The organism is Leucobacter chironomi DSM 19883 (assembly GCF_000421845.1).
In the GTDB taxonomy this organism is placed as follows: Bacteria; Actinomycetota; Actinomycetes; order Actinomycetales; family Microbacteriaceae; genus Leucobacter; species Leucobacter chironomi.
Map to the genome: position 1 here is coordinate 136,097 of NZ_ATXU01000002.1, position 24,466 is coordinate 160,562.

The 24,466-nt window shown below is 71.6% G+C and carries 22 protein-coding genes; 17 read left to right on the forward strand and 5 right to left on the reverse strand.

Annotated elements, in window-relative coordinates; all coding sequences use genetic code 11:
- The first annotated feature begins 79 nt into the window (after positions 1 to 79).
- A complete protein-coding gene (locus H629_RS0102510; protein ID WP_024355783.1) occupies positions 80 to 1,702 on the forward strand; it encodes a protein adenylyltransferase SelO in 1,623 nt (540 codons plus the stop codon).
- A 162-nt stretch (positions 1,703 to 1,864) separates the two neighbouring features.
- On the opposite strand, the gene H629_RS0102515 is transcribed toward H629_RS0102510, so the two are convergent.
- On the reverse strand, positions 1,865 to 2,389 hold the full coding sequence (locus H629_RS0102515; RefSeq protein ID WP_036084252.1) for a hypothetical protein: 525 nt from the start codon (positions 2,387 to 2,389) through the stop codon (positions 1,865 to 1,867).
- Positions 2,390 to 2,757: 368 nt separating this feature from the next.
- Here H629_RS0102515 and H629_RS0102520 point away from each other — a divergent pair, with 368 nt between their 5' ends.
- Positions 2,758 to 3,519, forward strand: coding sequence for an SDR family oxidoreductase (locus H629_RS0102520; RefSeq protein ID WP_024355785.1), 762 nt, complete (start codon positions 2,758 to 2,760; stop codon positions 3,517 to 3,519).
- A gap of 74 nt (positions 3,520 to 3,593) precedes the next feature.
- Here H629_RS0102520 and H629_RS0102525 read toward each other — a convergent pair whose 3' ends face one another.
- Positions 3,594 to 4,142, reverse strand: coding sequence for a type 1 glutamine amidotransferase domain-containing protein (locus tag H629_RS0102525; RefSeq protein ID WP_024355786.1), 549 nt, complete (start codon positions 4,140 to 4,142; stop codon positions 3,594 to 3,596).
- A 224-nt stretch (positions 4,143 to 4,366) separates the two neighbouring features.
- On the opposite strand from H629_RS0102525, the gene H629_RS0102530 reads away from it, so the two are divergent.
- Both H629_RS0102530 and H629_RS15705 read left to right on the forward strand, forming a co-directional pair.
- Complete coding sequence (locus tag H629_RS0102530) at positions 4,367 to 5,017, forward strand: NAD(P)H-binding protein (RefSeq protein WP_024355787.1); 651 nt, start codon at positions 4,367 to 4,369, stop codon at positions 5,015 to 5,017.
- 17 nt (positions 5,018 to 5,034) lie between these two features.
- Positions 5,035 to 5,166 (forward strand): hypothetical protein, encoded by a 132-nt coding sequence (locus H629_RS15705; protein WP_276202536.1) that lies wholly within the window; start codon positions 5,035 to 5,037, stop codon positions 5,164 to 5,166.
- 48 nt (positions 5,167 to 5,214) lie between these two features.
- Here the strand turns inward: H629_RS15705 and H629_RS0102540 are convergent, their stop codons facing one another.
- The gene (locus H629_RS0102540; RefSeq protein ID WP_024355788.1) at positions 5,215 to 5,976 is read right to left on the reverse strand and encodes an SDR family NAD(P)-dependent oxidoreductase; all 762 of its coding nucleotides are present in this window, start codon (positions 5,974 to 5,976) and stop codon (positions 5,215 to 5,217) included.
- A gap of 47 nt (positions 5,977 to 6,023) precedes the next feature.
- Here H629_RS0102540 and H629_RS0102545 point away from each other — a divergent pair, with 47 nt between their 5' ends.
- Positions 6,024 to 6,884, forward strand: a complete 861-nt coding sequence (locus H629_RS0102545; RefSeq protein WP_024355789.1) for a M15 family metallopeptidase — start codon at positions 6,024 to 6,026, stop codon at positions 6,882 to 6,884.
- Here H629_RS0102545 and H629_RS0102550 read toward each other — a convergent pair.
- Entirely contained in the window at positions 6,881 to 8,092 is a 1,212-nt protein-coding gene (locus tag H629_RS0102550) for a YibE/F family protein (protein WP_152485625.1), read from the reverse strand. The genes H629_RS0102545 and H629_RS0102550 overlap by 4 nt on opposite strands.
- A gap of 80 nt (positions 8,093 to 8,172) precedes the next feature.
- On the opposite strand from H629_RS0102550, the gene H629_RS0102555 reads away from it, so the two are divergent.
- The 3 genes from H629_RS0102555 (at position 8,173) to mshC (ending at position 11,773) form a co-directional block, all read left to right on the forward strand.
- Positions 8,173 to 9,486, forward strand: coding sequence for a M20/M25/M40 family metallo-hydrolase (locus tag H629_RS0102555; protein WP_024355791.1), 1,314 nt, complete (start codon positions 8,173 to 8,175; stop codon positions 9,484 to 9,486).
- Positions 9,487 to 9,626: 140 nt separating this feature from the next.
- A complete protein-coding gene (locus H629_RS0102560; RefSeq protein ID WP_024355792.1) occupies positions 9,627 to 10,508 on the forward strand; it encodes an undecaprenyl-diphosphate phosphatase in 882 nt (293 codons plus the stop codon).
- The gene (gene mshC / locus H629_RS0102565; RefSeq protein ID WP_024355793.1) at positions 10,505 to 11,773 is read left to right on the forward strand and encodes a cysteine--1-D-myo-inosityl 2-amino-2-deoxy-alpha-D-glucopyranoside ligase; all 1,269 of its coding nucleotides are present in this window, start codon (positions 10,505 to 10,507) and stop codon (positions 11,771 to 11,773) included. Before H629_RS0102560 ends, mshC begins: the two co-directional genes overlap by 4 nt.
- Positions 11,774 to 11,906: 133 nt before the next feature.
- Here the strand turns inward: mshC and H629_RS0102570 are convergent, their stop codons facing one another.
- Positions 11,907 to 12,884 (reverse strand): PAC2 family protein, encoded by a 978-nt coding sequence (locus H629_RS0102570; RefSeq protein WP_024355794.1) that lies wholly within the window; start codon positions 12,882 to 12,884, stop codon positions 11,907 to 11,909.
- A 160-nt stretch (positions 12,885 to 13,044) separates the two neighbouring features.
- On the opposite strand from H629_RS0102570, the gene H629_RS0102575 reads away from it, so the two are divergent.
- The 9 genes from H629_RS0102575 to H629_RS14395 all read left to right on the forward strand — a co-directional run bounded on the left by H629_RS0102575 (position 13,045) and on the right by H629_RS14395 (position 24,375).
- Complete coding sequence (locus H629_RS0102575) at positions 13,045 to 13,752, forward strand: HAD family hydrolase (RefSeq protein ID WP_076623870.1); 708 nt, start codon at positions 13,045 to 13,047, stop codon at positions 13,750 to 13,752.
- Positions 13,753 to 13,766: 14 nt separating this feature from the next.
- The gene (locus H629_RS0102580) at positions 13,767 to 14,867 is read left to right on the forward strand and encodes a tRNA (adenine-N1)-methyltransferase (protein WP_036084331.1); all 1,101 of its coding nucleotides are present in this window, start codon (positions 13,767 to 13,769) and stop codon (positions 14,865 to 14,867) included.
- 74 nt (positions 14,868 to 14,941) lie between these two features.
- Positions 14,942 to 15,865 (forward strand): FKBP-type peptidyl-prolyl cis-trans isomerase, encoded by a 924-nt coding sequence (locus H629_RS0102585; RefSeq protein ID WP_024355797.1) that lies wholly within the window; start codon positions 14,942 to 14,944, stop codon positions 15,863 to 15,865.
- 7 nt (positions 15,866 to 15,872) lie between these two features.
- Positions 15,873 to 16,934: a helix-turn-helix transcriptional regulator gene (locus H629_RS0102590; protein ID WP_024355798.1), complete on the forward strand. Its 1,062-nt coding sequence runs from the start codon at positions 15,873 to 15,875 to the stop codon at positions 16,932 to 16,934.
- Positions 16,927 to 17,898, forward strand: coding sequence for a helix-turn-helix transcriptional regulator (locus H629_RS0102595; RefSeq protein ID WP_024355799.1), 972 nt, complete (start codon positions 16,927 to 16,929; stop codon positions 17,896 to 17,898). Before H629_RS0102590 ends, H629_RS0102595 begins: the two co-directional genes overlap by 8 nt.
- Before the next feature lie 9 nt (positions 17,899 to 17,907).
- Positions 17,908 to 18,771 carry a twin-arginine translocase subunit TatC gene (gene tatC / locus H629_RS0102600; RefSeq protein WP_029746495.1) on the forward strand — a complete coding sequence of 288 codons (864 nt, stop codon included), beginning with the start codon at positions 17,908 to 17,910 and terminating at the stop codon, positions 18,769 to 18,771.
- A gap of 38 nt (positions 18,772 to 18,809) precedes the next feature.
- Positions 18,810 to 21,170, forward strand: coding sequence for a DEAD/DEAH box helicase (locus tag H629_RS0102605; protein WP_029746496.1), 2,361 nt, complete (start codon positions 18,810 to 18,812; stop codon positions 21,168 to 21,170).
- A 10-nt stretch (positions 21,171 to 21,180) separates the two neighbouring features.
- Positions 21,181 to 22,968, forward strand: a complete 1,788-nt coding sequence (gene lnt / locus H629_RS0102610) for an apolipoprotein N-acyltransferase (protein ID WP_024355802.1) — start codon at positions 21,181 to 21,183, stop codon at positions 22,966 to 22,968.
- Positions 22,969 to 23,085: 117 nt separating this feature from the next.
- Positions 23,086 to 24,375: a sigma-70 family RNA polymerase sigma factor gene (locus H629_RS14395; RefSeq protein WP_051137780.1), complete on the forward strand. Its 1,290-nt coding sequence runs from the start codon at positions 23,086 to 23,088 to the stop codon at positions 24,373 to 24,375.
- Positions 24,376 to 24,466 lie beyond the last annotated feature (91 nt).

Sequence of the window (24,466 nt, forward strand, 5' to 3'; positions counted from 1 at the left end):
GCGCGGCAGGGGGGCGGCCTCGTCGTGCTGAGCCCGGCTCCCTGAACGCGAGGGGAGGAAGCGGGCGTAGCCTCGGAGCATGCGCATCCCAGTCCAGCCCGCCGCAGTCCCCGCGGCAGCCTCCCACCCGGAGACTGCGAGCGTCCGGCCGATCGACAATCCGCTCGACCGGCCCCTCGGCTCCGCCTTCGCCGAACGACTGCCCGAACTCGCGCTGCCCTGGCAGGCGATGCGGCCCGAACAGCCCGCGATCCTCGCCCTCAACGAACCGCTCGCGCGGGAACTCGGCCTCGACCCCGAGCAGCTGCGCGGCGAAGGGGGCACCCGCTGGCTGATCGGCGGCGACCACCCCGACGGCAGCCGTCACGTCGCCCAGGCCTACGCCGGGCACCAGTTCGGCACCTACACCCCGCGACTCGGCGACGGCCGCGCCCTGCTGCTCGGCGACATCGCCGACACCCGCGGGAAGCTGCACGAACTGCACCTCAAAGGATCCGGCCGCACCCCCTTCGCGAGAGGCGCCGACGGCCTCGCCGCCGTCGGCCCCATGCTGCGCGAGTACCTGATGGGGGAGGCGATGCACGCCCTCGGCATCCCCACCACCCGCGCGCTCGCCGTCGTCGCCACCGGCCAGCGCGTCATGCGCGACGAAGTCTTCGACCCCCTGCCGGGCGCCGTGCTCACGAGGGTGGCGAGCAGCCATCTGCGCGTGGGCACCTTTCAGTACGCGCGCGCTCTCGGCGACACCGAGGTGCTGCGCCGCCTCGCCGACCTGGCGATCGACCGGCACTACCCCGCACTCGCGGAGAGCGACAGCCGGTACCTGGGGCTGCTCATCGCGGTGGTCGAAGCGCAGGCGCGCCTCGTCGCCTCATGGGTGCTCGTCGGATTCGTGCACGGCGTCATGAACACCGACAACACCACCATCTCGGGCGAGACCATCGACTACGGGCCCTGCGCCTTCCTCGACGCCTACGACCCCGCCGCGGTGTTCAGCTCCATCGACCACCGGGGCCGCTACGCCTACGGGGCGCAGCCCGTCATCGCGGGCTGGAACGTCACCCGCTTCGCCGAAACCCTGCTGCCGCTCATCGCCGAGGAGACCGACGGGGACCCCGCCACCGCCGAGCGCTTGGCCGTCGCCGCACTGCAAGACTTCGGGCGCGCCTACGACGACGCGTGGATCGCCGGCGTGCGGGCCAAGCTCGGGCTCGCCGCGAATCCCATCGATGACGACGAGGTGGTCGCGCTCGCCGCCGAGCTGCTGCAGGAGCTGGCAGCGGGGCGGATCGACTACACGCGCGCCTTTCGCGCGCTCGCCGAGACCGCACGCTCGGCGGCGGGCGGGGGCGCTGGTGGTGCTGGCGGTGCTGGTGGTGCTGGCGCTCGGGGTGCTGGCAGTGTAGGGTCCGCGATCCGCTATGAGGAACTGCTCGGCGAGCACGGCGGTGCCGGCCAGTGGCTGGGGCGCTGGCTGGCGCGCCGCCCCGATCCCGACGCCATGGACGCCGTGAACCCGCTCTACATCGCACGCAATCACCTCGTCGACGCGGCGCTCGTCGCCGCGACCGAGGGCGACCTGGCGCCTTTCGAGGCGGCGCTCGACGCCGTGATGCGACCCTTCGAACCGCGGCCGGGCCTCGAGGCCTACGCGCTCCCCGGCCCGCCGGGCCGCCCCCACGTCACCTACTGCGGCACCTAGGGCAGCGCCTGCCCTCCCGGCTACGTCAGCGTCGCCCGGGGTCGAGAGGAGGATTTCGCACGGGTGCAGTGGTCCGCGAGCTGCGAAACCCGCCTTTCGGGATACCCGCGGGGCTGGGCGGGAAGAAGGGTGGAAGCGGGGCGGAGTGCACTGATCCGCTGCTCAGGAGGTGGTGGCGAGCTCCTGCAGGGTGCCGCTCTCGAACCGGCGCCACCTGACGTCGTCGGAGTCGCGGAACGCGAGCGAGGTGATGCGGCGGCGCTTCGACTTGGTGATGGGCCTGATCTCGTTCTCGAATGACCCGATCTCGGAGGGGTAGGACCACACCCACTTCTCTGCGGTCTCGGCCAGGTAGTAGTCACCGGGAGGGAGCACCGTGAACGTCGCGGGCGACAACGGTTCGCCTGCTTTGCCGGTGATCTCGACGCGCACGTCGAAGATCATCTCCGAGGAGGAGTTCGAGATCACCATGCCGTATGAGCATTCGCGGTCGTCGGCGTCGATCTCCGCGGCGACCCACGCCGAGATGGCGCGGGCCTGCGTGCGCTTCCGGTTCTGCGCCGCGGCCTGATCGCGAGCCGATTCGACTTGGAACAGCGACTTCGCCTGCAGGGCCGCCCCAGTCGCCGCCACGAGGGCGCCGACTGCCGCGAACGCCGAGATCCACTCGGGAGAGGTTCCTATCATGCTGTCCACTTTAGGGGCAATCGCTATCTCTTTGCTCGTATATATCTGTGCATCCCGCGCCCCGGTGACCATCTCTGTGTCTTGCCCCGCATGATCGCTCCCGGTGCCCCGCCCCACCTCGCGGCGCGCTGTTGACAGGCGAGTTTCGCATGAGGTGAGCCCCCTGTGGCCTGCGAAATCCGCCTCTCGCCGAGCAGGGCGGCGCCAGGTGGGGCGGGGCGGGCAAGAGCAGACGGACGAGGCGGGAACGGAGGAGGGCGAGGCAGGGCGGCGAGCCGGGTGGAGCACGACGAGGGCGGGCAGCACCCTTCGGGCCAGACGGGAGGGGTAACCTGAGCGGAGGAAGCAGGCGCGCAAGGGAGCGGATCATGGACACACTTCGGCCTCGGACGGCGATCGTCACCGGAGCGGCCCGCGGGCTCGGACGCGCGATCGCCCTCGAACTCGCGCGGCGCGGCGCGCAGCTCGCGCTCTTCGACCTCGATCTCGACGGTGTGACGGAGACCGCTCAGCTGATTCGCGGCTCGGGCGGCGAGGCCGCGGCGTTCGCCGTCGACGTCAGCGACGAGCAGAGTGTGCGAGACGGGGTGGCGGGCGTCGCCGAGCGCCTCGGGCCGCCGCTGATCCTCGTGAACAACGCGGGTGTGCTGCGCGACGACCTGCTGTTCAAGATGCCCGTCGAGAACTGGGACACGATCATGAACGTGCACCTGCGCGGCGCATTCCTGCTGAGCCGTGAGGCGCAGCAGCACATGGTGGATCACGGTTGGGGGCGGATCGTGAACATCTCCAGCACCTCGGCGCTCGGCAACGCTGGGCAGGCGAACTACTCGGCGGCCAAGGCCGGCATCCAGGGGCTCACGAAGACGCTCGCGCTCGAACTCGGCCGCTTCGGGATCACCGCCAACGCGGTCGCGCCGGGGTTCACGGTCACCGACATGACCCGTTCGGTCGCCGAGCGCCTGGGCATCGGCTTCGACGAGCTCGTCGCGCGCGAGGCCGCGGCGGTGCCGGTGCGGCGCGTGGGCACTCCCGAGGACATCGCGCACGCGGTCGCCTTCTTCGCCGACGAGGCGAGCGGATTCGTGTCGGGTCAGGTGCTCTACGTGGCGGGCGGTCCGCGCGGCTGAAGCGGTGACGCGGACGCGGCAGGGCGTCCGGCCCGCCCCGAGGGAGCTCCGGACGCCCTGCCGCGGGGAGCCCGTTACGGGGTCTGCCCGCGGTGCTTGCCCTCGGCGATCTCCTCGACGAGTTTCGCGTTGAAGGCGGGCAGGTCGTCGGGGGTGCGGCTCGTGACGAGGCCCTGATCCACCACCACCTCTTCGTCCACCCACGTCGCGCCGGCATTGCGCAGGTCGGTGCGCAGGCTCGGGTAGGAGGTGACGGTGCGGCCCTGCAGCACGTCGGCGTCGGCGAGGATCCAGCCGCCGTGGCAGATTGCGGCGACCGGTTTGTGCTGCTCGAAGAAGTCGCGCGTGAACGCCACCGCGTGCTCATCGAGCCGGATGCGGTCGCCGTTCACCACGCCGCCCGGCAGCACGAGCGCGTCGTAGTCGGCGGCGCTCGCGTCGGCGGACGACCGGCTCACGATGGTCTCGTGCCCGTTCTTGCCGCGGATCGTGCCCGTGTTCGTCGAGACGATGTCGACCTCGGCGCCGTGCTCCTTCACTGCGGACAGCGGTTCGGTCAGCTCGGAGTCCTCGAAGCCGTTCGTGGCGAGGATCGCTACGCGCTTCCCGGTCAGGTGCGTCATGGTGTTCTCCCAATCTCGTTGCGTGCATCGGATCATCACCAGTCAACCGTCTCGGCGGCTGGGCGGGCACCCCGTTGCGTTGCCGTGCACGAGTCGCTATCTTGCGGGAGGCGCACGGTTCGCGGCACCCGGCTCGTGATCCGGTTGCGCCCGGCTCGTGATCCGGTTGCAAGCCGATTCGGCACCCCGTTGCGCGAGCCGGTTCGGCGCGTAGGGTGGAAGGCATGGCACGGATCATCATCTTCGGCGGACACGGCAAGATCGCGCTGCTCACGGAACCGCTGCTCGTGGAGCGGGGCGACCGGGTGACGGCGGTGATCCGCAACCCGGATCACGCGGAGGAGGTGCGAGCGGCGGGGGCGGAGCCGCTCGTCGCGGACATCGAAGGGCTCGACGTGGCGGCGCTGTCCGAGCTGATCTCGGGTCACGACGCGGTCGTGTGGTCGGCGGGCGCGGGCGGCGGCAACCCGGCGCGCACGCGCGCGGTGGATCACGAGGCCGCGGTGCGCAGCATGGATGCCGCCGAGCGTGCGGGGGTGCGGCGCTACGTGATGGTCTCCTACTTCGGTGCGTCGCCGCAGCACGGGGTCGCCCCCGACCATCCGTTCTTCGCGTACGCCGAGGCGAAGGCCGCCGCCGACGAGCACCTGCGCGCCTCCGGGCTCGACTGGACGGTGCTCGGGCCGAGCGCGCTCACCCTCGATCCCGGCACCGGGCGGATCGACGCCGATGCGCAGCAGTCGGAGAGCGTGCCCCGGGCCGACGTCGCGGCGGTCGTCGCGGCGGTGCTCGCAGACGACGGCACGATCGGCCGCACGATCCGCTTCAACGCGGGCGGTACGCCGGTCGCCGAGGCGGTGGCGGCCGGGGCCTGAGCCTCGGCGTCGACGGCATGCAGCCGCCGGGGCTCGTGCGCGCCGGGCTCACCGCGGTGCGCACGCACATCTTCATCTCGTTCGCCTTCGACGCGCTCGTCGTGGCGATGGTGGTTTCGTGGATCTCGGGCCTCATCGCCCCGGGCTGAGCGAGCGGATCGGCGGGACATCGGTGCGGATTCCGCGCAGCGCGCGGCTCACTCGCTCGTGGTCGTGGTCCGTTCCAGCAGCCGGTCGGGGATCACCGAGATGAGGGGTCGGGTGAGGCGGTAGCGCCAGTCCGAGACGACCACGGCGCGGCCCCGGTGCAGCCCGCGCAGCCCCTCGCGGGCGACTCTGCGGGTGTCGGCCCACGCGATGCGGGGCAGCCGGGGCAGGTGGTCCGCGCCCATGCGCTCGTGGAACTCCGTGTCGAGCAGGCCGGGGCAGAGCGCCGTGATCCGCACGCCCGATCCGCGATATCGGGCGTTCAGCGAACGCGAGAGCGAGACGACCGCGGCCTTCGCCGCCCCGTAGCTGCCGCTCGGGGTGAAGGCGGCGACACTCGCGACGTTCATGATCCAGCCGCGACGGCGGGCGAGCATACCCGGGATCGCGGCGTGCGCAAGCCGGAGCGGCACCCACGACAGCAGCTCGTGCAGGCGCCGCTCGTCGGAGATGCGGCTCGATTCGAACCCCTCGTACACGCCGAAGCCCGCGTTGCTGATGAGGATGTCGACGGGGGAGTCGGGGTCGGCGACGCGCTTCGCCGCTCGTTCGAGTCCGTCGGGCTCGGTGAGGTCGGCGGCCAGCACCTCGACGGCTACGCCGTGCTCGTGCCGCAGTCGCCGGGCCAGCTCTTCGAGCCGGGCTTCGTCGCGGGCGACGAGCACGAGGTTCACGCGGCGCTCGGCGAGCTGCCGTGCGAGTTCGGCGCCGAGTCCGGCGGAGGCCCCGGTGACGAGCGCGAGATATGCCATGCCGCTCAGTCTCTCATCCGGCGCTCGGGATCCCCTAGGCTGATGCCGTGCCAGCGCCTCAGACCATCGCCGTCGTCGGATTCGTGCTGCTCGCCGTGCTGGCGCTCGGATCGCTGCTGCTGGTGCGCAGGCTCGCGTCGCGCCTTGCGAGGATCGCGGCGCTGTCGGTTGGGGTCGTGCTGCTGCTCGGCGCCGCGGCCGGTGCGATCGGCGCGGTCGCGGCCGGTTCGGCGCAGCGGGAGCTTCCGGCTCCGGCCGCGGAGCGGATCGACGGGCGTGCGGATGCTGCGGAGCAGCGCACCATGCCCGACGACTTCGTCGACGCCCGTGAGCTCGAACCCGGCATCGAGGTCGAGCTGCGCTACGCGGGCACCCGCAACTTCACGGGGCAGGTGGTCGACGGCTACGAGACCGACGATCGGGTGATCCTGCAGCGCGATGCGGCGGCCGCGCTCGCCGGGGTGCAGCGGGAGCTCGCGGCGGAGGGCCTCGGTCTGCGCGTCTACGACGCCTACCGCCCCACGCGGGCGGTGCGGTTCTTCATGGACTGGGCCCGCACCGACGACGATTCGACCCGAGCGGAGTACTACCCCGACTTCGAGAAGCCGCAGCTCTTCGAACTCGGCTACATCGCCGAGCGATCGAAGCACTCGCTCGGCGGCACCGTCGACCTCACCCTCGTCGACCTCGCCGGCGGCGAGCCGCTCGACATGGGCGGCCCGTTCGACTTCTTCGGCGAGCGGTCGCACTACGATGCCGAGGGCCTCGCCCCGGAACAGGCCGCCAACCGGGCGCGGCTGCGTGAAGCGATGATCGCCGGCGGTTTCGAACCCTACGAGCTGGAGTGGTGGCATTTCTCGTACCCGCTCGACGACGACGCCCGACCGGTCGACGCGCCGGTGCGCTAGACGCTCGGCGCCTCGGCGGGCGATGCCGCGTCTGCGGAGCCGGTCGAGGGCGCGGGTGCGAAGCAGACCGCCGCCCTGGTGGCGATCGGTACGGCGAGCACGAGCCCGATGCTGCCGCACAGGGTGCGCACCGCCTCGATCGCGATGTCCTCGTGGGTGAGCAGCGAGAGCAACGGCCGGTTGTAGAGGTACACCAGGATCAGCACGCCGAGCGCCGCCCCGACGTACGCGAAGAACACCGTGTACACGGTCGAGGCGATGTGGTCGCGCCCGATCCGCATCGCGCTCGCGTACACCTCGTGCCGCGGCATCGCGGGGGCGGCGGCGCGCAGCTCCCACACCGACGATGCCTGGGTGATCGTGACGTCGTTGAGAATGCCGAGCCCGGCGATGATGACGGAGCAGCTGAGCAGCCCGCGGAAGTCCATGTGCTCGGCCACGCCTGCGAGCGTGCCCGAGGCCTCGTCGCCGATGCCGCTGAGGCGCGTCGCCTGTGTGGCGATCAGCGAGACGCCGGCCATGATCGCGATGCCGCACAGCGTGCCGACGAGCGCCGAAGTGGTGCGCATGTTGAAGCCGTGCACCAGGTACAGGATCACGAACATGATCGCGCTCGACGCGATGACCCCGACGAGCAGGCCGGGAGAGCCGGCCACGAGCGCAGGCAGCAGGAAGGCGAGGAGCACGGTCGCGCTGATCCCGAGTGCGAGGAGGGCGAGCAGACCTCTGAGCCTGCCCACCGCGATCACCACCGCGACGAAGACGAGCGCGAGGATCGCGAGCGGCAGGCCGCGGAACACGCCCGACACGCTGTACTGATTCGCGAGCCGGTAGCGGGTCTCGGCGGTGGGCGCGTGCGGGGAGGCCATGAGCTCGATACGGTCGCCGGCTTGCAGGCCGGCCTGGGTGATGGCGCCTCGAGCGGTGATATCGACGACGTGGCCGGCGTCGTCGCCGCTGCGAATGCCGATGGAGAAGGTCAGGCACTCGTCGGCCGTGCTGCCGGCGGCTTCGGCGCAGCCCTCGGTCACCGCGAGGAGTTCGCCGGTCTCGAAGGTGGTGCCTTCCGCGACGAGGGGCGCACGGTCCGCTGCCCGGGCGACTCGGTCGGAGTCGGGCCAGAGGGCGATGAGGCCCCAGACAGTCGCGGCCGCCACGAGTGCGAGCACTGCGAAAGCGACGAGCTTGATAGGAGTAACGATTCTCATTACCAATTATCGTAGTGCCCTGAGCGACGTCCGGCGTCATGCCCCGGCCCCGTGTCGGAGGCTGCGGCTACGCTGGAGGCATGAGCAGCGAGATCACCGACCCCCAGCTCTCCGAGACCGCGCGCGTGGCCCGCGATCTCATCCGCATCGACACCACCAATCGCGGAGGCGGCGACGCCGAACCCGAGCTCCCGGCAGCCGAGTACGTGGCGGCGTATCTGCGGGAGTTGGGGCTCGAGCCGCAGATCTTCGAGTCGCTGCCCGGCCGCGCGAGCGTCGTCGCGCGCGTGCCGGGCGCCGAGTCCGAGCTGCCGGCCCTCGTGCTGCACGGCCACCTCGACGTCGTTCCGGCGGATCCCGCGGGCTGGAGCGTCGACCCCTTCGCCGGGGTGATCGCCGACGGCATGCTCTGGGGGCGCGGCGCGGTCGACATGAAAGACATGGACGCCATGATCCTCACGGCCGTCGCCGAGCTGCTGCGGGCGGGGGAGCGGCCCCGCCGCGAGATCATCCTGGCCTTCTTCGCCGACGAGGAGAACGGCGGCGTCTACGGCTCGCACCACCTCGTCGAGCACCACCCCGAGCTCTTCGCGGGCGCCACCGCGGCGATCAGCGAGGTCGGCGGCTACTCCATCGACGTGGCCGGCACCCGCGCCTATCTCATTCAGACCGGCGAGAAGGCGCTCGACTGGATCCGCCTGCGCGCCCGGGGCACCGCCGCCCACGGCTCGCGGGTCTGGCACGACAACGCCCTCACGCGGCTCGCCGAGGCCATCGCCGCGCTCGGGCGGCACGAGTGGCCGGTCACCCTCTGCGACACCACGCGCGACCTCGTCGACCAACTCGCCGCCATCCTCGGCGAAGACGCCCGCGAGGTGGCGCCCGACGAACTCGTGCTGCGTCTCGGCAAGAGCGGCGGCTTCATCCAGGCGAGCCTGCGCAACACGAGCAACCCGACGGTGCTCACCGCGGGCTACAAGCACAACGTCATCCCCGACACCGCCGAGGCGCTCGTCGACGTGCGCTCGCTGCCCTCGGAGCAGGGCGACGTGCTCGCCCGCGTGCAGGCCATCGTGGGGCCGGACATCGAGATCGAGACCGTCCACTCGGACATCGGTCTCGAGGTGCCCTTCGCCGGCGAGCTCGTCGACGCCATGACCGAGAGCCTGCGCCGCGCCGACCCCGAGGCGCGCGTGCTGCCCTACCTGCTGTCCGGCGGCACCGACAACAAAGCCCTCTCCAGACTCGGCATCGCGGGCTACGGCTTCGCGCCGCTGCGCCTGCCCGCCGACCTCGACTTCCCGGGCATGTTCCACGGGGTCGACGAGCGCGTGCCGCTCGACGCCCTCGACTTCGGGCACCGGGTGCTCGTCGACCTGCTGCGCCGCTACTGACCGGGCGGGCGCCAGGGCAGGGCGCCGCCGATCCGCTGCCGCGCACGATCCGCCGCTCCAAGGCTTCGCGGCGCCCCTGAGCTATCCTGGACGGCGGCCCGGAACGGCCGCACGCCTCCATCCGCCACCGAAAGGACATGATGGGCTTCTTCGACGCGATTCTGCTGGGCATCCTGCAGGGTCTCACCGAGTTCCTCCCGATCTCCTCGAGCGCGCACCTGCGCATCGCGAGCGAGCTGCTCGGCATCGGCGACGCCGGCGCCGCGTTCACCGCGATCACCCAGATCGGCACCGAGGCGGCGGTCATCGTCTTCTTCTGGCGCGATATCGTGCGCATCATCGGCCAGTGGGGGCGCTCGCTCGTCGGCAAGGCGCCGCGCCGCGACCCCGACGCTCTCATGGGCTGGTGGATCATCCTGGGCTCGATCCCCATCGTGGTGCTGGGGCTGCTCTTCGAGGACGCGATCGACACCACGCTGCGATCTCTCTGGTTCACGGCCACGATGCTCATCGTGTTCGGTCTGCTGCTCGGCGTCGCCGACAGGGTCGGGCGCAAGGAGCGCCCCCTCCGAGAGCTCACCTGGAAGCACGGCCTGCTGTACGGCGGCGCCCAGGCGCTCGCGCTGATCCCTGGCGTCTCCCGATCGGGCGGCACCATCACCGCCGGCCTCCTCATGGGCTACACCCGCGAGGCCGCGGCGCGCTACTCGTTCCTGCTCGCCATCCCCGCGGTGCTCGGATCCGGCTTCTACAAGCTCTTCAAGGAGGTGCGCGAGCCGAGCGGCGGCGCCCCCATGTCGCTGACGCTGCTCGCCACGGCCATCGCCTTCGTCGTCGCGATCTTCGTGATCAAGTTCTTCATGAGCTACATCTCGAAGCGCAGCTTCATGCCGTTCGTGATCTACCGCCTGGCGCTCGGCGCCGTGATCTTCGTGCTGCTCGGCACGGGCCTGCTCGACGCCGAGGGCGGCACGGCGGCCGCGCAGACCGCCGGAGCGGCGACGGTCGGGGTGATCCGATGAGAACCTGGACGCCCCCCGAACTGCCCGCACTGCCCGGCACCGGCCTCGCCCCGAAGCTGTTCAACACCGCGACCGGGCGCTTCGAGCACCCCGCGATCTCGGACGGCCGGGCGCTGCTCTACGTGTGCGGCATCACCCCCTACGATGCGACTCATCTCGGCCACGCCTTCACCTACCTCGCGTTCGACATCATGCAGCGCGCCTGGCGCGATGCCGGCCTCGAAACGGTCTACGCGCAGAACATCACCGACGTCGACGATCCGCTGCTGGAACGCGCCGAGGCGACGGGCGTCGACTGGCGCGCGCTGGCCGACGAGCAGATCGGGCTCTTCCGCTCAGACATGTTCCGCATGGGCATGATCCCTCCCGAGCACTACGTGGCGGTCACCGAGCAGATCGACGAGATCGCCGCCGCCGTGCGCGAGCTGGTGGAGCGGGGCCTCGCCTACGCGGTGCCGACCGAGGAAGCCGCGGGCGACGATCTCTACTTCGATACCGACGCGGCCGAGCGCGAGTCGCAGTGGCGGCTCGGCGACGTCGCGCCCTACGACCGCGGCACGATGCTGCAGCTCAGCGCCGAGCGCGGCGGCGATCCGCAGCGACCGGGCAAGCGCAACCCACTCGATCCGCTGCTGTGGCGCGCGGCGCGCGCGGGCGAGCCGAGCTGGCCGAGCCCGGTGGGCGAAGGACGGCCCGGCTGGCACATCGAGTGCTCGGTGATCGCGACGCGGGCGCTCGGCGGGGCCTTCACGGTGCAGGGTGGCGGGTCCGATCTCGTGTTCCCGCACCACGAGTTCACCGCGGCGCACGCCACCGCCAGCTCGGGTACACCGCTCGCGCACGCCTACTGCCACGCAGGCCTCGTCGCCTACCAGGGGCACAAGATGTCGAAGTCGCGCGGCAACCTCGTCTTCGTGTCGAAGCTGCTCGACGGCACGCACGGCGCCTGCGCCGGGGTGCCGGCGGATCCGTCGGCGATCCGTCTCGGGCTGCTCGCGCACCACTACCGCTCCGAGTGGGAGTGGCACGACGCCGACCTGGAGACCGCGAACCGTCGGCTCGAGGCTTGGCGCGAGGGGCTCGCGCGGCGCGGCGATGACCCGGCCTCCTCGGTCGCGGTGCTGCAGCAGCTGCGGGCGGCGCTCGCGAACGATCTCGACACGCCGGTGATGCTGGCGACGCTCGACGCCGCACTCGACCGCGGCGTCGACGATCCGGTGCTCATCTCCGACGCCGTCGATGCGCTGCTGGGCGTGAAGCTGTAGCGCGGGCTGCGCGGCTATCGAGTCGGCCGGTGCTGTACGAGTCGGCCTACGATTCGCGCGAATGTCAGGCCGACTCGATACGAAGGGGCCGGCTCGATCGCAGCTTGCTCGCGGTGGCGGATCGCGGCGCGGATCAGCGCTGCTCGGGGTCCGCGTCGTCGTCGTGATCGTCGGGGTCGCCCGTGAGATCCGCCTCGCTCGGGCCGGTCTGATCGGCGCCGCGCGATCCGCCCTCGAGGAACTTCTCGAACTCCAGCGCGAGCGCGTCGCCGGTGGCCTCGGCCGCCATCGCCTCGTCGCGCGACTCCTCCAGGCCGCGGATGTAGCGCGACATGTCTTCGTCGGCGGCTGCGATCCGGTTGATGTTGGCCTCCCACTCGTTGGCCTGCACCAGCAGCTCGCCGCGCGGGATCACGATGTCGAGCAGCTCCTCGAGCTTGTCGAGGAGCGCGAGCGTCGCCTTCGGCGAGGGGGCGCTGTGCACGTAGTGGGGCACCTGCGCCCAGAGCGAGATCGCCGAGATGCCGGCCTGCGCGAGCGCGAGATCTACGACGGTCGCGATGCCCACGGGCCCCTCGTAGCTGCTGCGCACGGCGCCGGTCTCGGCGCGCCGCTCGGCGCTCTCGGTCGAGACCGAGACGGCGATGGGGCGCGAGTGCGGGGCGTCGGAGAACATCGCGCCGAGGATCACGACCGTGTCGACGCCCCACACGTCGATCAGCTCGACGATCTCGTCGGCGAAGTTCTGCCAGTCGCGGGCGGGCTCGACACCGGCCAGCAGCAGCAGGTCGGTGACGGGGCTGCCGTCGATGCGCCGCAGCGTCTCCTCGTCGGGTCGGGGAGCGGCGGCCTCCTCGCCGGGCCGCTGCACGGTGCCGTAGAGGCGCGTGTCGGGCCACTCGAGCACCCGGTTGCCGTCGGAGTCGAACACCAGCTTCGGGCGGTGCACCTGGAAGTCGACGTAGCCCTCGGAGCCGATGACGTGCAGCACCTCCGCGTCGATCAGCCCGCCCAGGTGCTGCAGCACCTCGGTGGTGGCGTCGCCGGCGTCGCTCCAGCCCTGGAAGGCGACGATGAGCACGCGGGGCTGCGGGGAGGCGGTCTCGGACATACCCTCCAGGATATCGACACCGCTCCCCGTCTCAGACGCGGGTGCTGCCGTCGCTATGGGATCTGCCGTCGCTATGCCGCTCCGGGGCGGATCAGGCATAGCGACGGCAGATCCCATATCTTGGGCCGCCGGCTCCGGCCTCGGCACTACACTGATGCGGATGAGTCCTCTTTCCCCGCACGAAGCGCCCGCGGCCGTCCTGTGGGACATGGACGGCACTGTCATCGACTCCGAGCCGCTGTGGCTCGACGCCGAGCTGTCCATGCTCGCCAGGTACGGCATCGAGCTGACCGCTGAGACTCGCGACCGCCTGATCGGATCGGGTCTGCGCCGCGCCGCACTCGTCTTCCAAGAGCTGGGTGTGCCGCTCGGCATCGACGAGATCATCGCGGAGTGGGAGGCGGGCGTGATCGCGGGCCTCCGCGCGGCGGGGCCGCAGTGGCGGCCGGGCGCCGTGGAGCTGCTGGAGTCCCTCGCGGCGGCGGGGATCCCGAGCGCCCTCGTGACGATGGCCGTGCGGTCGATCGCCGACGCGGTGGTCGGGCTGCTGCCCGACGGGCTGTTCCACGGGATCGTCGCCGGCGACGAAGTGGCCCGCGAGAAGCCGGATCCCGACCCCTACCTGCGCGGTGCGGCGCTTCTCGGAGTGCCGATCGAGCGATGCCTCGCGATCGAGGACTCGCCCACGGGGCTCGCCTCGGCCCGGGCGTCCGGCGCGGTCGCCATCGGCGTGCCGAACCTGCTCGAGCTGGGGGAGGCGCCGGCGCACGAGCTGTGGCCGACGCTCGCAGGCGTCGACGCGGATAGACTTTCCGAGCGTTTCCGCGGTCTGCGGAACGCCGATCAGACGACGGGAGCGCAGCGGTGAGCGAGCAGCAGATCATGGACGACTCGACCTCGGAGGCCGGCAACGCCGAGCCCACGCCCGCCGAGCACGCGCCGGCCGCTCGCGGCCCGCTCGGCTACGGCGACCGCGTGCAGCTGACGGGCCCGAAGGGCCGTCTCAACACGATCACGCTCGTGCCCGGCGGCGAGTTCCACAGCCACCGCGGCATGATCCGCCACGAGGAGATCGTGGGGCTGCCCGACGCTTCCGTCCTCACGAACAGCAACGGCGAGGAATACCTCGCGCTGCGCCCGCTGCTCTCCGACTTCGTGATGTCGATGCCGCGCGGTGCCGCGATCGTCTACCCGAAGGACGCCGCGCAGATCCTCTCGCTCGCAGATATCTTCCCGGGAGCCCGGGTGGTCGAGGCCGGTGTCGGGTCGGGTGCGCTGTCGCTGCACCTGCTGCGGGGGATCGGCTCCGAGGGGCGGTTGTTCTCGTTCGAGCGCCGTGAGGAGTTCGCCGACATCGCCCGCGGCAACGTGGCGGCCTTCAAGGGGCGCGCCCCCGAGAACTGGACCGTCACCGTCGGCGACCTGCAGGAGACGCTGCCCTCGACGTGCGAGGCGGCTTCGGTGGACCGCGTGGTGCTCGACATGCTCGCCCCCTGGGAGTGCGTGGACGTCGCGGCGCAGGCGCTCGCGCCCGGCGGTGTGCTCATCTGCTACGTCGCCACGGTGACGCAGCTCTCGCGCACGGCCGAGGAGATCCGCCGCAGCGGACTGTTCACGCACCCGCAGTCGTCCGAGACGATGGTGCGCGGCTGGCACGTCGAGGGGCTCGCCGTGCGCCCCGATCACCGCATGGTGGCGCACACCGGCTTCCTCATCACCGCTCGCAGGCTCGCGCCGGGTACGCAGCTGCCGGAGCTCAAGCGCCGTGCCTCGAAGAGCGAGTTCACCGAGGAGGATCTCGCGAGCTGGCTGCCCGACATCGGCGAGCAGGGCGACGCGGGCGCGTGGACGCCCCAAGCGGTGGGCGAGCGGGGCAAGAGCGACAAGGTGCTGCGCAAGAAGGTGCGGGAGACGCAGCGCTTCGCGCGGGAGCGCGGTGCCGAGGCCGACGCCGAGGGCGGCGACGCGCATTCCTCGCGCTGAGGTTCGATAGGATAGCCGGGTTCAGTTCGGCCGGCCCGCTCCGGCGGCCGAATCGGCTTCTCCGAGAGGTGCTCATGCTTCGTCGACTCGTTCCCGCTACTGCAGCCGCCGCGCTGCTCCTCGCCGGCGCCACAGGCTGCAGCGCGCAGGCCTCGGCGGCAGATTGCGAGCCGACGCTCCACCCGGGTGCGCTGAGCGACGGCGTCACCGTCGAGGGCGGCTTCGGCGAGACCCCCGAGGTCTCGATCCCCGAGGATCTGCAAGTGCTCGCCACGCAGCGCACGGTGGTCGAGGAGGCGGCGGATCGCAGCAGCATCGTCGAGGAGCAGTCGCTCGTGGGCGTCAACATGGCCTTCTTCGATCCCGCGAGCGGTGAGCGGCTCTACGAGAGCCCCGGCTTCGCGGCCGCCGATCAGTCGGCGGAGTTCCTGCTGGTGTCCGAGGACGCGGCGAACCCGCTGAGCGAGTCGCTGCGCTGCGCGGCGCCCGGCGACCGCGTCGTCGTCGCGATCTCGCCCGAGGAGGGCTCGCAGCTCGCGATGCAGCTCGGTGGCGATCCCGAGGCCCCCCTCGTGGGTGTCATCGACGTCGTCTCGGCGGGCCCGCTCGCCGCGCACGGCCCGGTCCGCGGTCTCCCGAACGGGTTCCCCGCGGTCGTCACCGATCACGAGGGGCGCCCCGGCATCGTGCTGCCCCCGCGCGACGCCCCCGCCGGCACCACTTCGGCGGTGCGTGTCGAGGGTGACGGCGCAGAGGTCGGCGCCGAGGACAACGTCATCGCGCAGGTGCTCACCGTGGGCTGGGACGGCACCGTGCAGACCAACAGCTGGAACACGGGCCTCATGGGTCTCGGAAACGAGCAGCAGATCTCCCAGTCGGGCAACACCTTCCGCGAGCAGCTGACGGGTGCGAAGGTCGGTTCGCAGCTGGTCATCATCGAGAACGAGTCGGACGCCGAGGCGAAGGTCGTGGTCGTCGACATCATCGGGGTCGGCTGAGGCGCGGGTGACCGGTCGCGTTCCCGGCGAGCAGCGCGTCTTCAGCCTGGTTCTCGCCCTCGTCGTGAGCCCTCAGGGGCTCACGAAGCAGGAGCTGCTGTCGACTGTGCACGGCTACGCGGAGCGGTCGGGATCGACGTCGGCATCGGAGCGCGCGGCCCTCGACCGTCTGTTCGAGCGCGATAAGGAGCAGTTGCGCGAGCTCGGCATTCAGATCGAGACGCTCGATTCGCCGATGCAGCCGGGCAACAACCAGCTCACCCGGTATCGCATCTCGAAGGAGCAGCTGGAGTTTCCGAGCGAGCTGCGCTTCGACGAGCGCGAGCTGATGCTGCTCCGCCTCGCCGCGCTGGCGTGGAGCGAGGGCAGCCTGAGCGCGGCGTCGCGCCGCGCAGCGATGAAGCTGGAGGCGCTGGGAGCCGGGCTGGATGTGCAGCACCTGGGCGTCGCCCCGAGTCTCGGCACGGCGGAGCCGGCCGCGGCGCCGCTGCAGCGCGCGATCGACGAGGGCCGGGTGGTGCGCTTCGACTACGCGCTGCCGGGCCGGGATGCTCCGCTTGCGCGTCGGGCGGCTCCGCTGCGGCTGCACCGGGTCGACGGGCGCTGGCATCTGATTTCGTGGGATCTCGATCGCGAGGCGGATCGGGTGTTCCTGCTCTCCCGCATCGCGGGGGAGGTGCGGCTCGGCGCTGAGCGCTTCGATCCGGCGCTGCGGGAGCGGGGGGAGCCCGCGATCGCCGAGCTGCTCGCGCTGCGGGAGAACCGGCGGGCCGAGGTGCTGGTGCGGCGCGGCAGTGTTGCGGAGGCGCGGCTCGCGCCCCGGGCCGTCGGCGCCGAGCCGGATGTGCGTCGCGATCGGCTGCGGCTGTCGATCGGGGTGCTCGACCCGCACCTCTTCGCGGAGGAGCTCATCGGGTACGGGGCCGATGCCGCGGTGGTGGCGCCCGAGTCGCTGCGCGGGCTCGTCCTCGACGGGCTGCAGCGGATCGCGGCGGCCCACGAGGCGGGCGCGTCTGCGCCGGCGGCGGAATCCGGCGCCGCGCAGGAGAAGGGAGCCGGCGTTGCGTAAGCGGGTGCTCGCCCCTGACCGCGTGATGCTGCTGCTCGCGCTGGTTCCGTATCTGCGCGAGCACGGGCCGACTCCCGTGCCGCAGCTCGCCGCGGCCTTCGACGTCGCCCCTGATCTGCTGCGCGGGCTGGTGCGCTTCCTCGGCACGGCCGGGGTGCCGGGTGAGACGCTGAGCTACCAGGATGAAGACCTCTTCGACATCGACTGGGACGCGCTGGAGCGCGACGACGTCGTGAGCCTCACCCGTACGGTCGCCGTCGACGACGCGCCGCGTTTCGCGCCCGCGGAGACGGCCGCCCTGATCGCCGGACTGCAGGCGCTCACGCCCATGCTGCCCGCCGATGATGCACGTCGGGCGCAGCAGACCGCGGCCAAGCTCGGCACGGCGCTCGGGGCGGCGGCGCCGGCGCTGTCCGTGACGGCGGATCCGCAGGACCCGCGGATCCCGCTCGTCGTCTCGGCGATCGACGCCGGCCGGGTGCTCGCCTTCGACTACCGCGACGCCGAGGGGCGCACGAGTCGGCGCACGGCCGATCCGATCGCGCTCACCCAGCACGCCGGATCCTGGTATCTGCGCGCGCACTGCCGCGACCGCGACGCCGAGCGCAGCTTCCGCGTCGAGCAGATGAGCGGGGTGCGCGTGCTCGACCTTGCGGCCGAGCCGCACGCGCCGGCGAGCGAGGATGCGCGCTCCGCGTTCGAGCTGGTGGTGTCGCTTCCAGCGCACGTGCTGCCGAGGATCCGCGGCTTCGCCCCCGAGGTGATCGGCGAGGACGCGGCCGGCCGCGTGCGCGTGCGCGTCGAGGCGTGGCACGAGGGTGCCGCGATCCGGCTCGTGCAGGCGGCGCCGGGCGAGGTGGTCGTCGAGTCGCCCGAGCGCGCTCGCGAGGCGGTGCGCGCGTGGGCCGGGCGCGCGCTCGATGTCGCCGCCCGGGTGCCCGGTTCTGCAGGCTCACTGGGATAAACTGAGCGAATGGCAGAACAGGCGCGGAAGAAGCGCAATCCCGAGGCGAGGATGAGCCTCGGGGACCACCTCGTCGAACTGCGCAAGCGCCTCATGATCTCCGCTCTCGCGATCGTCGTGGGCCTCGTCGTCGGCTTCATTCTCTCGCCCTACGTGTGGGACGTGCTGCGTCAGCCCATCTACGACATCGCCCAGGAGCAGGGGCGCACGGCGCAGATCAACTACGACGACATCACGGGCGCCTTCGACACGCGGGTGCAGATCGCACTGTTCATCGCGGTCATCATCTCGTGCCCGGTGTGGCTCTATCAGATCTGGGCGTTCCTCGCCCCCGGCCTCACCAAGCGAGAGAAGCTGTACGGGGTGGGCTTCCTCTGCACCGCGGTCCCGCTGTTCCTGCTCGGCGCCTACGCCGGCTGGCTCGTCATCCCGAACATCGTGCGCCTGCTCACGAGCTTCGCGCCGCCCGAGGATGCGGCCTTCATGAGCGCTCGCAAGTACCTCGACTTCTCCACGAAGCTGCTGCTCGCGATCGGTGCGGGCTTCGTGATGCCCGCGCTGCTCGTCATGCTCAACTTCCTCGGCGTGGTCCGCGGCAAGTCGATCCTGAAGAGCTGGCGCGTCGCGATCCTCGTCATCATCCTGTTCGCCGGGATCGCGACGCCGGCGGTCGACCTCATGAGCATGTTCCTGCTGGCGGCGCCGCTGATCGTGCTCTACTTCGGCGCTGCCGGGATCGCGATCCTGCACGATCGGCGCGTCGACAAGAAGCGGGCAGCCGATCTCGCCGAGTACGGCATCGACGACTCGGACACCGATGACAGCCCAGACGGCGACGGTCGCACGCGGGGACGACTGGGGAAGCAGTCGTGACGCAGCCGACCGGGGCAGCGGCCGGGCCGGACGGGCCCGTGACCGGGCCGGACGCGGCCGGCCCGCAGACGGCGCTCGACGCCTTCGCTGCCCGGGTCGGGTATCCGCTCGACGCCTTCCAGCGCACCGCCTGCGAACGGCTCGAAGAGGGCCGCAGCGTGCTCGTGGCGGCCCCCACGGGCTCCGGCAAGACCACCGTCGCCGAGTTCGCGGTCTATCTCGCGCGCCGCGAGCGCGATGCCCGCATCTTCTACACGGCCCCCATCAAGGCGCTCTCGAATCAGAAGTTCCACGAGCTCTGCGAGGAGTACGGCGAAGACGAGGTGGGCCTGCTCACGGGCGACGTGAACCTGCGCGGGGACGCCCCGATCGTGGTGATGACCACCGAGGTGCTGCGCAACATGATCTACGCCGACGGCGACGAGGGGCGCGCGGGCGGCCCGCGGGACGCGCTCGACGGTCTCGCCTTCGTGGTGCTCGACGAGGTGCACTACCTGGGCGACCGCTGGCGCGGTGCCGTGTGGGAGGAGATCATCCTCCACCTGCCGCCGGACGTGCGGCTGGTGTCGCTGTCGGCGACCGTCTCGAACGCCGAGGAGTTCGGCGACTGGATGCACGCCGTGCGCGGCGACACCGATGTGATCCTCTCGGAGCACCGCCCGGTGCCGCTCTACCAGCACGTGCTCACCTCGAAGGCGCTGCTGCCGCTCTTCGTGGGCCGCGACGGCGAGACCGCTGCGACGGGCGGAGGCGGTCGCATCAACCCCGAACTGCGCCAGCTCGACGGCGGGCGGCGCGGCGACGACCGGGGCCGTGGCGGTCGCTCCGATCGCGGCGATCGGGACCGCGGACGCGACCGCGGTCACGGCTATGCGGATCGCGGCCGCACGCGGGGGCGCCCGCCGGTGCGCCGCACGCGCCGCGTGTCCCGCGCCGACATCGCGCGCGCCCTCGACGAGACGCGGCTGCTGCCCGCGATCGTGTTCGTGTTCAGCCGCAACGGCTGCGACCAGGCGGTGCGGCAGTGCCTGTTCGAGGGCATCGCGCTCACCACGCGCGAAGAGCGCGAGGAGATCCGGCGCGTCGCGCGATCCGCCACCATCGACATGAGCGACGAGGAGCGCCGCGTGCTCGGCGTGCGCGAGTGGATCGCGGGCCTCGAACGGGGCGTCGCCGCCCACCACGCGGGCCTGCTGCCGGCGTTCAAGACCGTCGTCGAGCACCTCTTCCAGCGACGCCTCGTGAAGCTCGTCTTCGCCACCGAGACCCTGGCCCTCGGCATCAACATGCCGGCGCGCGCCGTGGTGATCGAACGGCTCGACAAGTTCAACGGCGAGCAGCGCGTGCCGCTGACCTCGGGGGAGTACACGCAGCTGACGGGCCGTGCCGGGCGGCGCGGCATCGACACCGAGGGCCACGCGGTCGTGGTGTGGAGCGACGGGGTGGACCTCGAAGCGCTCGCCCACCTCGCCGGTGCGCGGTCGTTCCCGGTGCGGTCCAGCTTCCGGCCCACGCCGAACATGGCCGTCAACCTGCTGCAGCGCATGGACATGGAGCAGGTGCGCGAAACCCTCGAACTCTCCTTCGCGCAGTTCCAGGCCGACCGCGCCGTCGTCGATCAGGCCCGCGAGCTGCGCGCCGAGCAGGAATCCCTCGCCGGCTACGACGCAGCGGCGGCGCGGTCGCAGGGGGCGGATCGCAGGCGCTGGGAGGACCGCGCGCGCAAACTGCGGCGACGCATCGAACGGGGTCGCCGCCAGATCGCGTCGCGCACGGGCACCATCGCGCGCACCTTCGACCGAGTGGTCGAACTGCTGTTCGACCTCGACTACCTGCGGGGCCCGTCGTCGGAGCCCGAGGTGGCGCCGTGGGGAGAACTGCTGCGCCGCATCTACGGCGAGCGCGACCTGCTCGTGGCCGAGTGCCTGCGGCGAGACGCGCTGCGCGGCCTCGACGCGGCCGGCCTCGCGGCCATGTGCTGCGCGCTCAGCTACGAGCCCCGACGCGATGACGAAGGCGAACCCGGCCTGCCGGGCGGGCGCCTCTTCGCAGCCGCGCACGACCGGGTGCTCGACCTGTGGGTCGAACTCGACGACCTTGCGGAACGGTATCGGCTGCCGCGCAGCGAGATGCCGCACGCCGGCCTCGCCGCCGCGATGCACGCCTGGGCCGCGGGCACCCCGATCGAGCACGTGCTCGAACGCTCGGGCATCGGCGCCGGCGACTTCGTGCGCTGGACCAAGCAGACCATCGACATGCTCGACCAGATCGCGCAGGCGTGCGAGACCGCCGTGCGCGGCGGTCTCGACGAAGACCGCCTGGGCGAGCTCGCGAAACTCGCCCGCGAAGCGAAGCGCGGCGTGCGCCGCGGCATCGTCGAAGCGTCGAGCACCTCGTGAGGGGCGTTCTGTGAGAGGTATTGTGAAGCGCCTGCCGTGGTGGGCGTCGCTGATCGCGGCCGCCGCCGGCGGCGCGCTGCTCGACGTGGCCAGTCCGGGCGTCGCCTGGTGGCCGGCGGCGTTCGCCGGAGTCGCGCTCGTGCTCGCGGCGGTGTGGCAGCAGCGCTGGCCGATCGGGCTGCTCGCCGGCACCGCCGCGGGGGCCGCGTTCTGGATGCCGCACATCTCCTGGCTCACGCTCTACCTCGGGCCGGTGCCGTGGCTGGGGCTCAGCGCGGTGATGATCCTCTGGTTCGCGCTGTTCGGGATCGCGGCTGCGCTGGTCACCCGCGCGCTTGGGGAGATTGCCGAATGGTGGCGTTCCATCCGGCTCGCTTCGCTCGCTGCCAGACCCAGCCAGTCACGCCACCATTCGGCAATCTCCCCAAGCGCTGACCGGTTCGCCGATGCCTCCGAGACTGCGCGAACTCGTCGGTCGCGGGGGTGGTGGGTTGCGGTGGCGCAGACGATCGCGGTGGCGGGACTGTGGGTGCTGCGCGAGCAGGCGCAGGGATCGTGGCCCTACGGCGGTTTCGCGTGGGGTCGTCTTGCGCACACTCAGGCCGACGGCCCGCTCGCACAGGCCGTGTCGTGGACCGGCTTCGCCGGACTCTCGGGACTGATCGTGTTCGCCTGCGCGTTGCCGGTCGCTGCAGCGTTCGCTGCGCGCTCCTCCCGTTCCGGGGCGGATCCGGCTGCGCGAGAGATCCCGCCCGCCCGCCCCGGGCGAATCATGCTGGCCGGGGGCGCCGCCGGGCTCGTGATCCTGCTGGTGCTGGTGCTCCTGCCGGCGGTGCCGCTGCAGCAGACCGGCATCCTGCGGGTCGCCGCCGTGCAGGGCAACTCGAAGTCGGGCATCTTCGACGACCGCGAATCGGGCGACGTGCTGCGCGACCACATCGCGGCGACCGAGGATCTGCTCGACCGCCTCGAAGCCGACGACGAGACTGTCGACGTGATCGTCTGGCCCGAGAACAGCGCCGAGTTCGGTCTGCCCGCCAGCCCGCTGGCGTCGCAGCGCGTCGCGAAGCTCGCGAAGCGGGCCGGGGCGCCGATCGTGGTCGGCACGATCCTCGAGAATCCCGATGGCAGCTACACGAACAGCTCCCTCGTGTGGGGCGCGGCGGGCTCCGAGCCCGCACGGTACGACAAGCGCTACCCGGTGCCCTTCGCCGAGTACATGCCGAACCGCGAGTTCTTCCACATGCTCGCCCCCGACCTCGTCGATCTCGTGCAGCTGGAGTACGCGGCGGGAGCGCTGCCGGCCGCGTTCGACGTGCCGACGGCGGTGGGCCCGGTCAGGGCCGGGCTCGCGATCTGCTTCGACATCATCTTCGATGCGCAGGCCGTCGCGATGACGGATGCCGGGGCCGAGGTGATCTTCGCGCAGACCAACAACGCCGACTTCGGGCGCACCGACGAGAGCGTGCAGCAGCTCGCCATCGCCCGGCTGCGCGCGATCGAGACGGGGCGCGCCCTCGTCAACATCTCGACGGTCGGAACGAGCGCCGTGGTCGCGCCGGACGGACGCGACCTCGCCGCACTCGAACCGTTCACCGCCGGCGCGATGGTGGCCGAGGTGCCGCTCGTCACCGGACGCACCCCCGCATTCGTCGCCGGATCCGCGATCGCCGCGCTCTGGATGGTGCTGGGAGGCCTCGGTCTCGCAGCGGGCGTCGCCTCAGCGGTGAAGCTGCGGCTGCAACGCGGGGCCGTCGCAGCTGATGGAGAGGACCGCCGCAAGGCCGAGAGCGACTAGTCCGTCGCACCGCGAGGGTTCGTGGCGGCACTGGAAGCGACGTCGGCGGCGAGGTCGAGTGAGGCACGACGCACGGTGGGTGCAGTGCGTTCGGTGTGCGCCAGCTAGGATGGACCGGTGCACACGCCCGGCCCTCACCCCTCGGAGCACGCCGCCGAACGCGATCGGGTGATCGCTGAGGTCTTCGACTCGCTGCCGTACCTGATGGGGGCGGCGGTGCGCATCGCCCCGCACTCGTCGCGTCTTGATCACGAAGAGATGGTGCAGGCTGCGCTCGTGAAGCTGTTCGAAGCGATGGAGGCGAGGAACGAGCCGATCACAAACCCTCGCGCCTATGCGGCCACGATCATGCGCAACAGCCACACGAACGAACTGGTCTCGGCTCGCTCGGGTACTCAGTCGTGGGGCGATCTCGACGCGCTGCCGAGCGAGTTCATATCGGTGGAGGCTAACGCCGAGCGGATGAGGAGGGCGGAGCTGAGCGACGAGTTCGCACTGGTGCGCCGCGCCCTGTCTGCCGTGAACCCGGAGTACCGGCTGCTGTTGCAGCGAGTGGTGGTCGAGGGTCGCAGGCCCCGCGAACTGGCGGCGGAGCAAAGACGCGAGGCGCCCGCGATCTCATCGGCGGTGGCTCGGGCGAAGGCCGCGCTGCGTCGCGCGGTGCTGATCGAGTTGCTAGGCGAGGGCGCCGACGAGTGCGTCGAGAACGCCCGCCGCCTTCCGGAACGAGTGCGCGACGACCCCGCTCTGCATCGCTCGTCAGAGCGCGGCATTGCCCACGTCGAGCAGTGCGACGCGTGCCGGGAGGGGTGGCGGCGATTCGCCGCGCTGGCGAGCGCACTGGGCGTGCTACCGCTGCTGACGGTGTCGTTGCGGTGGCGCGCGGCGGTCGGGTCCGACGGCGCCGGGGATCCGCACGAGGCGGGCGGGGGAACCGGCGGATCGCGGATTGCGGCGGTGCCCGGAGCTCGGATCATGGCGGCCGTGGGTTCGGTGCTGCTCGTCGCGGCGGTGGGGTGCGTGGGCGCGTTCGTCGTGTCGAGCGGCGCGGGCTCACGGACCGCCGCGGAGGCTGACGCGGAGCCCGGTCTGCGCTATCGGTTCGAGGCCGCGAGCATGCGCTCGGAAGCCGGCCGGGCGAGCATCCATATCGACTTCGAAGTGCTCGACGAGGTGAGCTGGCAGATGCGGGAGCTATCGATCGAGTTGCCCGGGGGCTCCGGTCTCATAGCGCCGGACGGCTGGTCGTGCCACGGCGCGAATCCGATCGCCTGCATGCCGGATTCCGCGCAGCCCGGGCCCGTGGTCTTCGGCGTGGAACTGGGCCATCCGGGGGATTTCCGGGTGAGCTTCACCGCCGAGGCTGGCGGCGCGGCGCTGCGGGGCAGTGCCTGGAACACATTCTGAGATAGACGTGTAGCAGCCGACAGATTCCGGCGTTCGCTTGTCCTACCAAGGATACGAGTCTGCGTGACGTCTGGGACGGGACGTCTTGAGT

What these genes read in the sequence shown, in the direction of transcription:
- H629_RS0102510 (WP_024355783.1), top strand. Translation starts at nt 80, where the DNA reads ATGCGCATCCCAGTCCAGCCCGCCGCAGTCCCCGCGGCAGCCTCCCAC.
- H629_RS0102515 (WP_036084252.1), bottom strand. Translation starts at nt 2,389, where the DNA reads ATGATAGGAACCTCTCCCGAGTGGATCTCGGCGTTCGCGGCAGTCGGC.
- H629_RS0102520 (WP_024355785.1), top strand. Translation starts at nt 2,758, where the DNA reads ATGGACACACTTCGGCCTCGGACGGCGATCGTCACCGGAGCGGCCCGC.
- H629_RS0102525 (WP_024355786.1), bottom strand. Translation starts at nt 4,142, where the DNA reads ATGACGCACCTGACCGGGAAGCGCGTAGCGATCCTCGCCACGAACGGC.
- H629_RS0102530 (WP_024355787.1), top strand. Translation starts at nt 4,367, where the DNA reads ATGGCACGGATCATCATCTTCGGCGGACACGGCAAGATCGCGCTGCTC.
- H629_RS15705 (WP_276202536.1), top strand. Translation starts at nt 5,035, where the DNA reads ATGCAGCCGCCGGGGCTCGTGCGCGCCGGGCTCACCGCGGTGCGCACG.
- H629_RS0102540 (WP_024355788.1), bottom strand. Translation starts at nt 5,976, where the DNA reads ATGGCATATCTCGCGCTCGTCACCGGGGCCTCCGCCGGACTCGGCGCC.
- H629_RS0102550 (WP_152485625.1), bottom strand. Translation starts at nt 8,092, where the DNA reads ATGAGAATCGTTACTCCTATCAAGCTCGTCGCTTTCGCAGTGCTCGCA.
- H629_RS0102555 (WP_024355791.1), top strand. Translation starts at nt 8,173, where the DNA reads ATGAGCAGCGAGATCACCGACCCCCAGCTCTCCGAGACCGCGCGCGTG.
- H629_RS0102560 (WP_024355792.1), top strand. Translation starts at nt 9,627, where the DNA reads ATGGGCTTCTTCGACGCGATTCTGCTGGGCATCCTGCAGGGTCTCACC.
- mshC (WP_024355793.1), top strand. Translation starts at nt 10,505, where the DNA reads ATGAGAACCTGGACGCCCCCCGAACTGCCCGCACTGCCCGGCACCGGC.
- H629_RS0102570 (WP_024355794.1), bottom strand. Translation starts at nt 12,884, where the DNA reads ATGTCCGAGACCGCCTCCCCGCAGCCCCGCGTGCTCATCGTCGCCTTC.
- H629_RS0102575 (WP_076623870.1), top strand. Translation starts at nt 13,045, where the DNA reads ATGAGTCCTCTTTCCCCGCACGAAGCGCCCGCGGCCGTCCTGTGGGAC.
- H629_RS0102580 (WP_036084331.1), top strand. Translation starts at nt 13,767, where the DNA reads ATGGACGACTCGACCTCGGAGGCCGGCAACGCCGAGCCCACGCCCGCC.
- H629_RS0102585 (WP_024355797.1), top strand. Translation starts at nt 14,942, where the DNA reads ATGCTTCGTCGACTCGTTCCCGCTACTGCAGCCGCCGCGCTGCTCCTC.
- tatC (WP_029746495.1), top strand. Translation starts at nt 17,908, where the DNA reads ATGGCAGAACAGGCGCGGAAGAAGCGCAATCCCGAGGCGAGGATGAGC.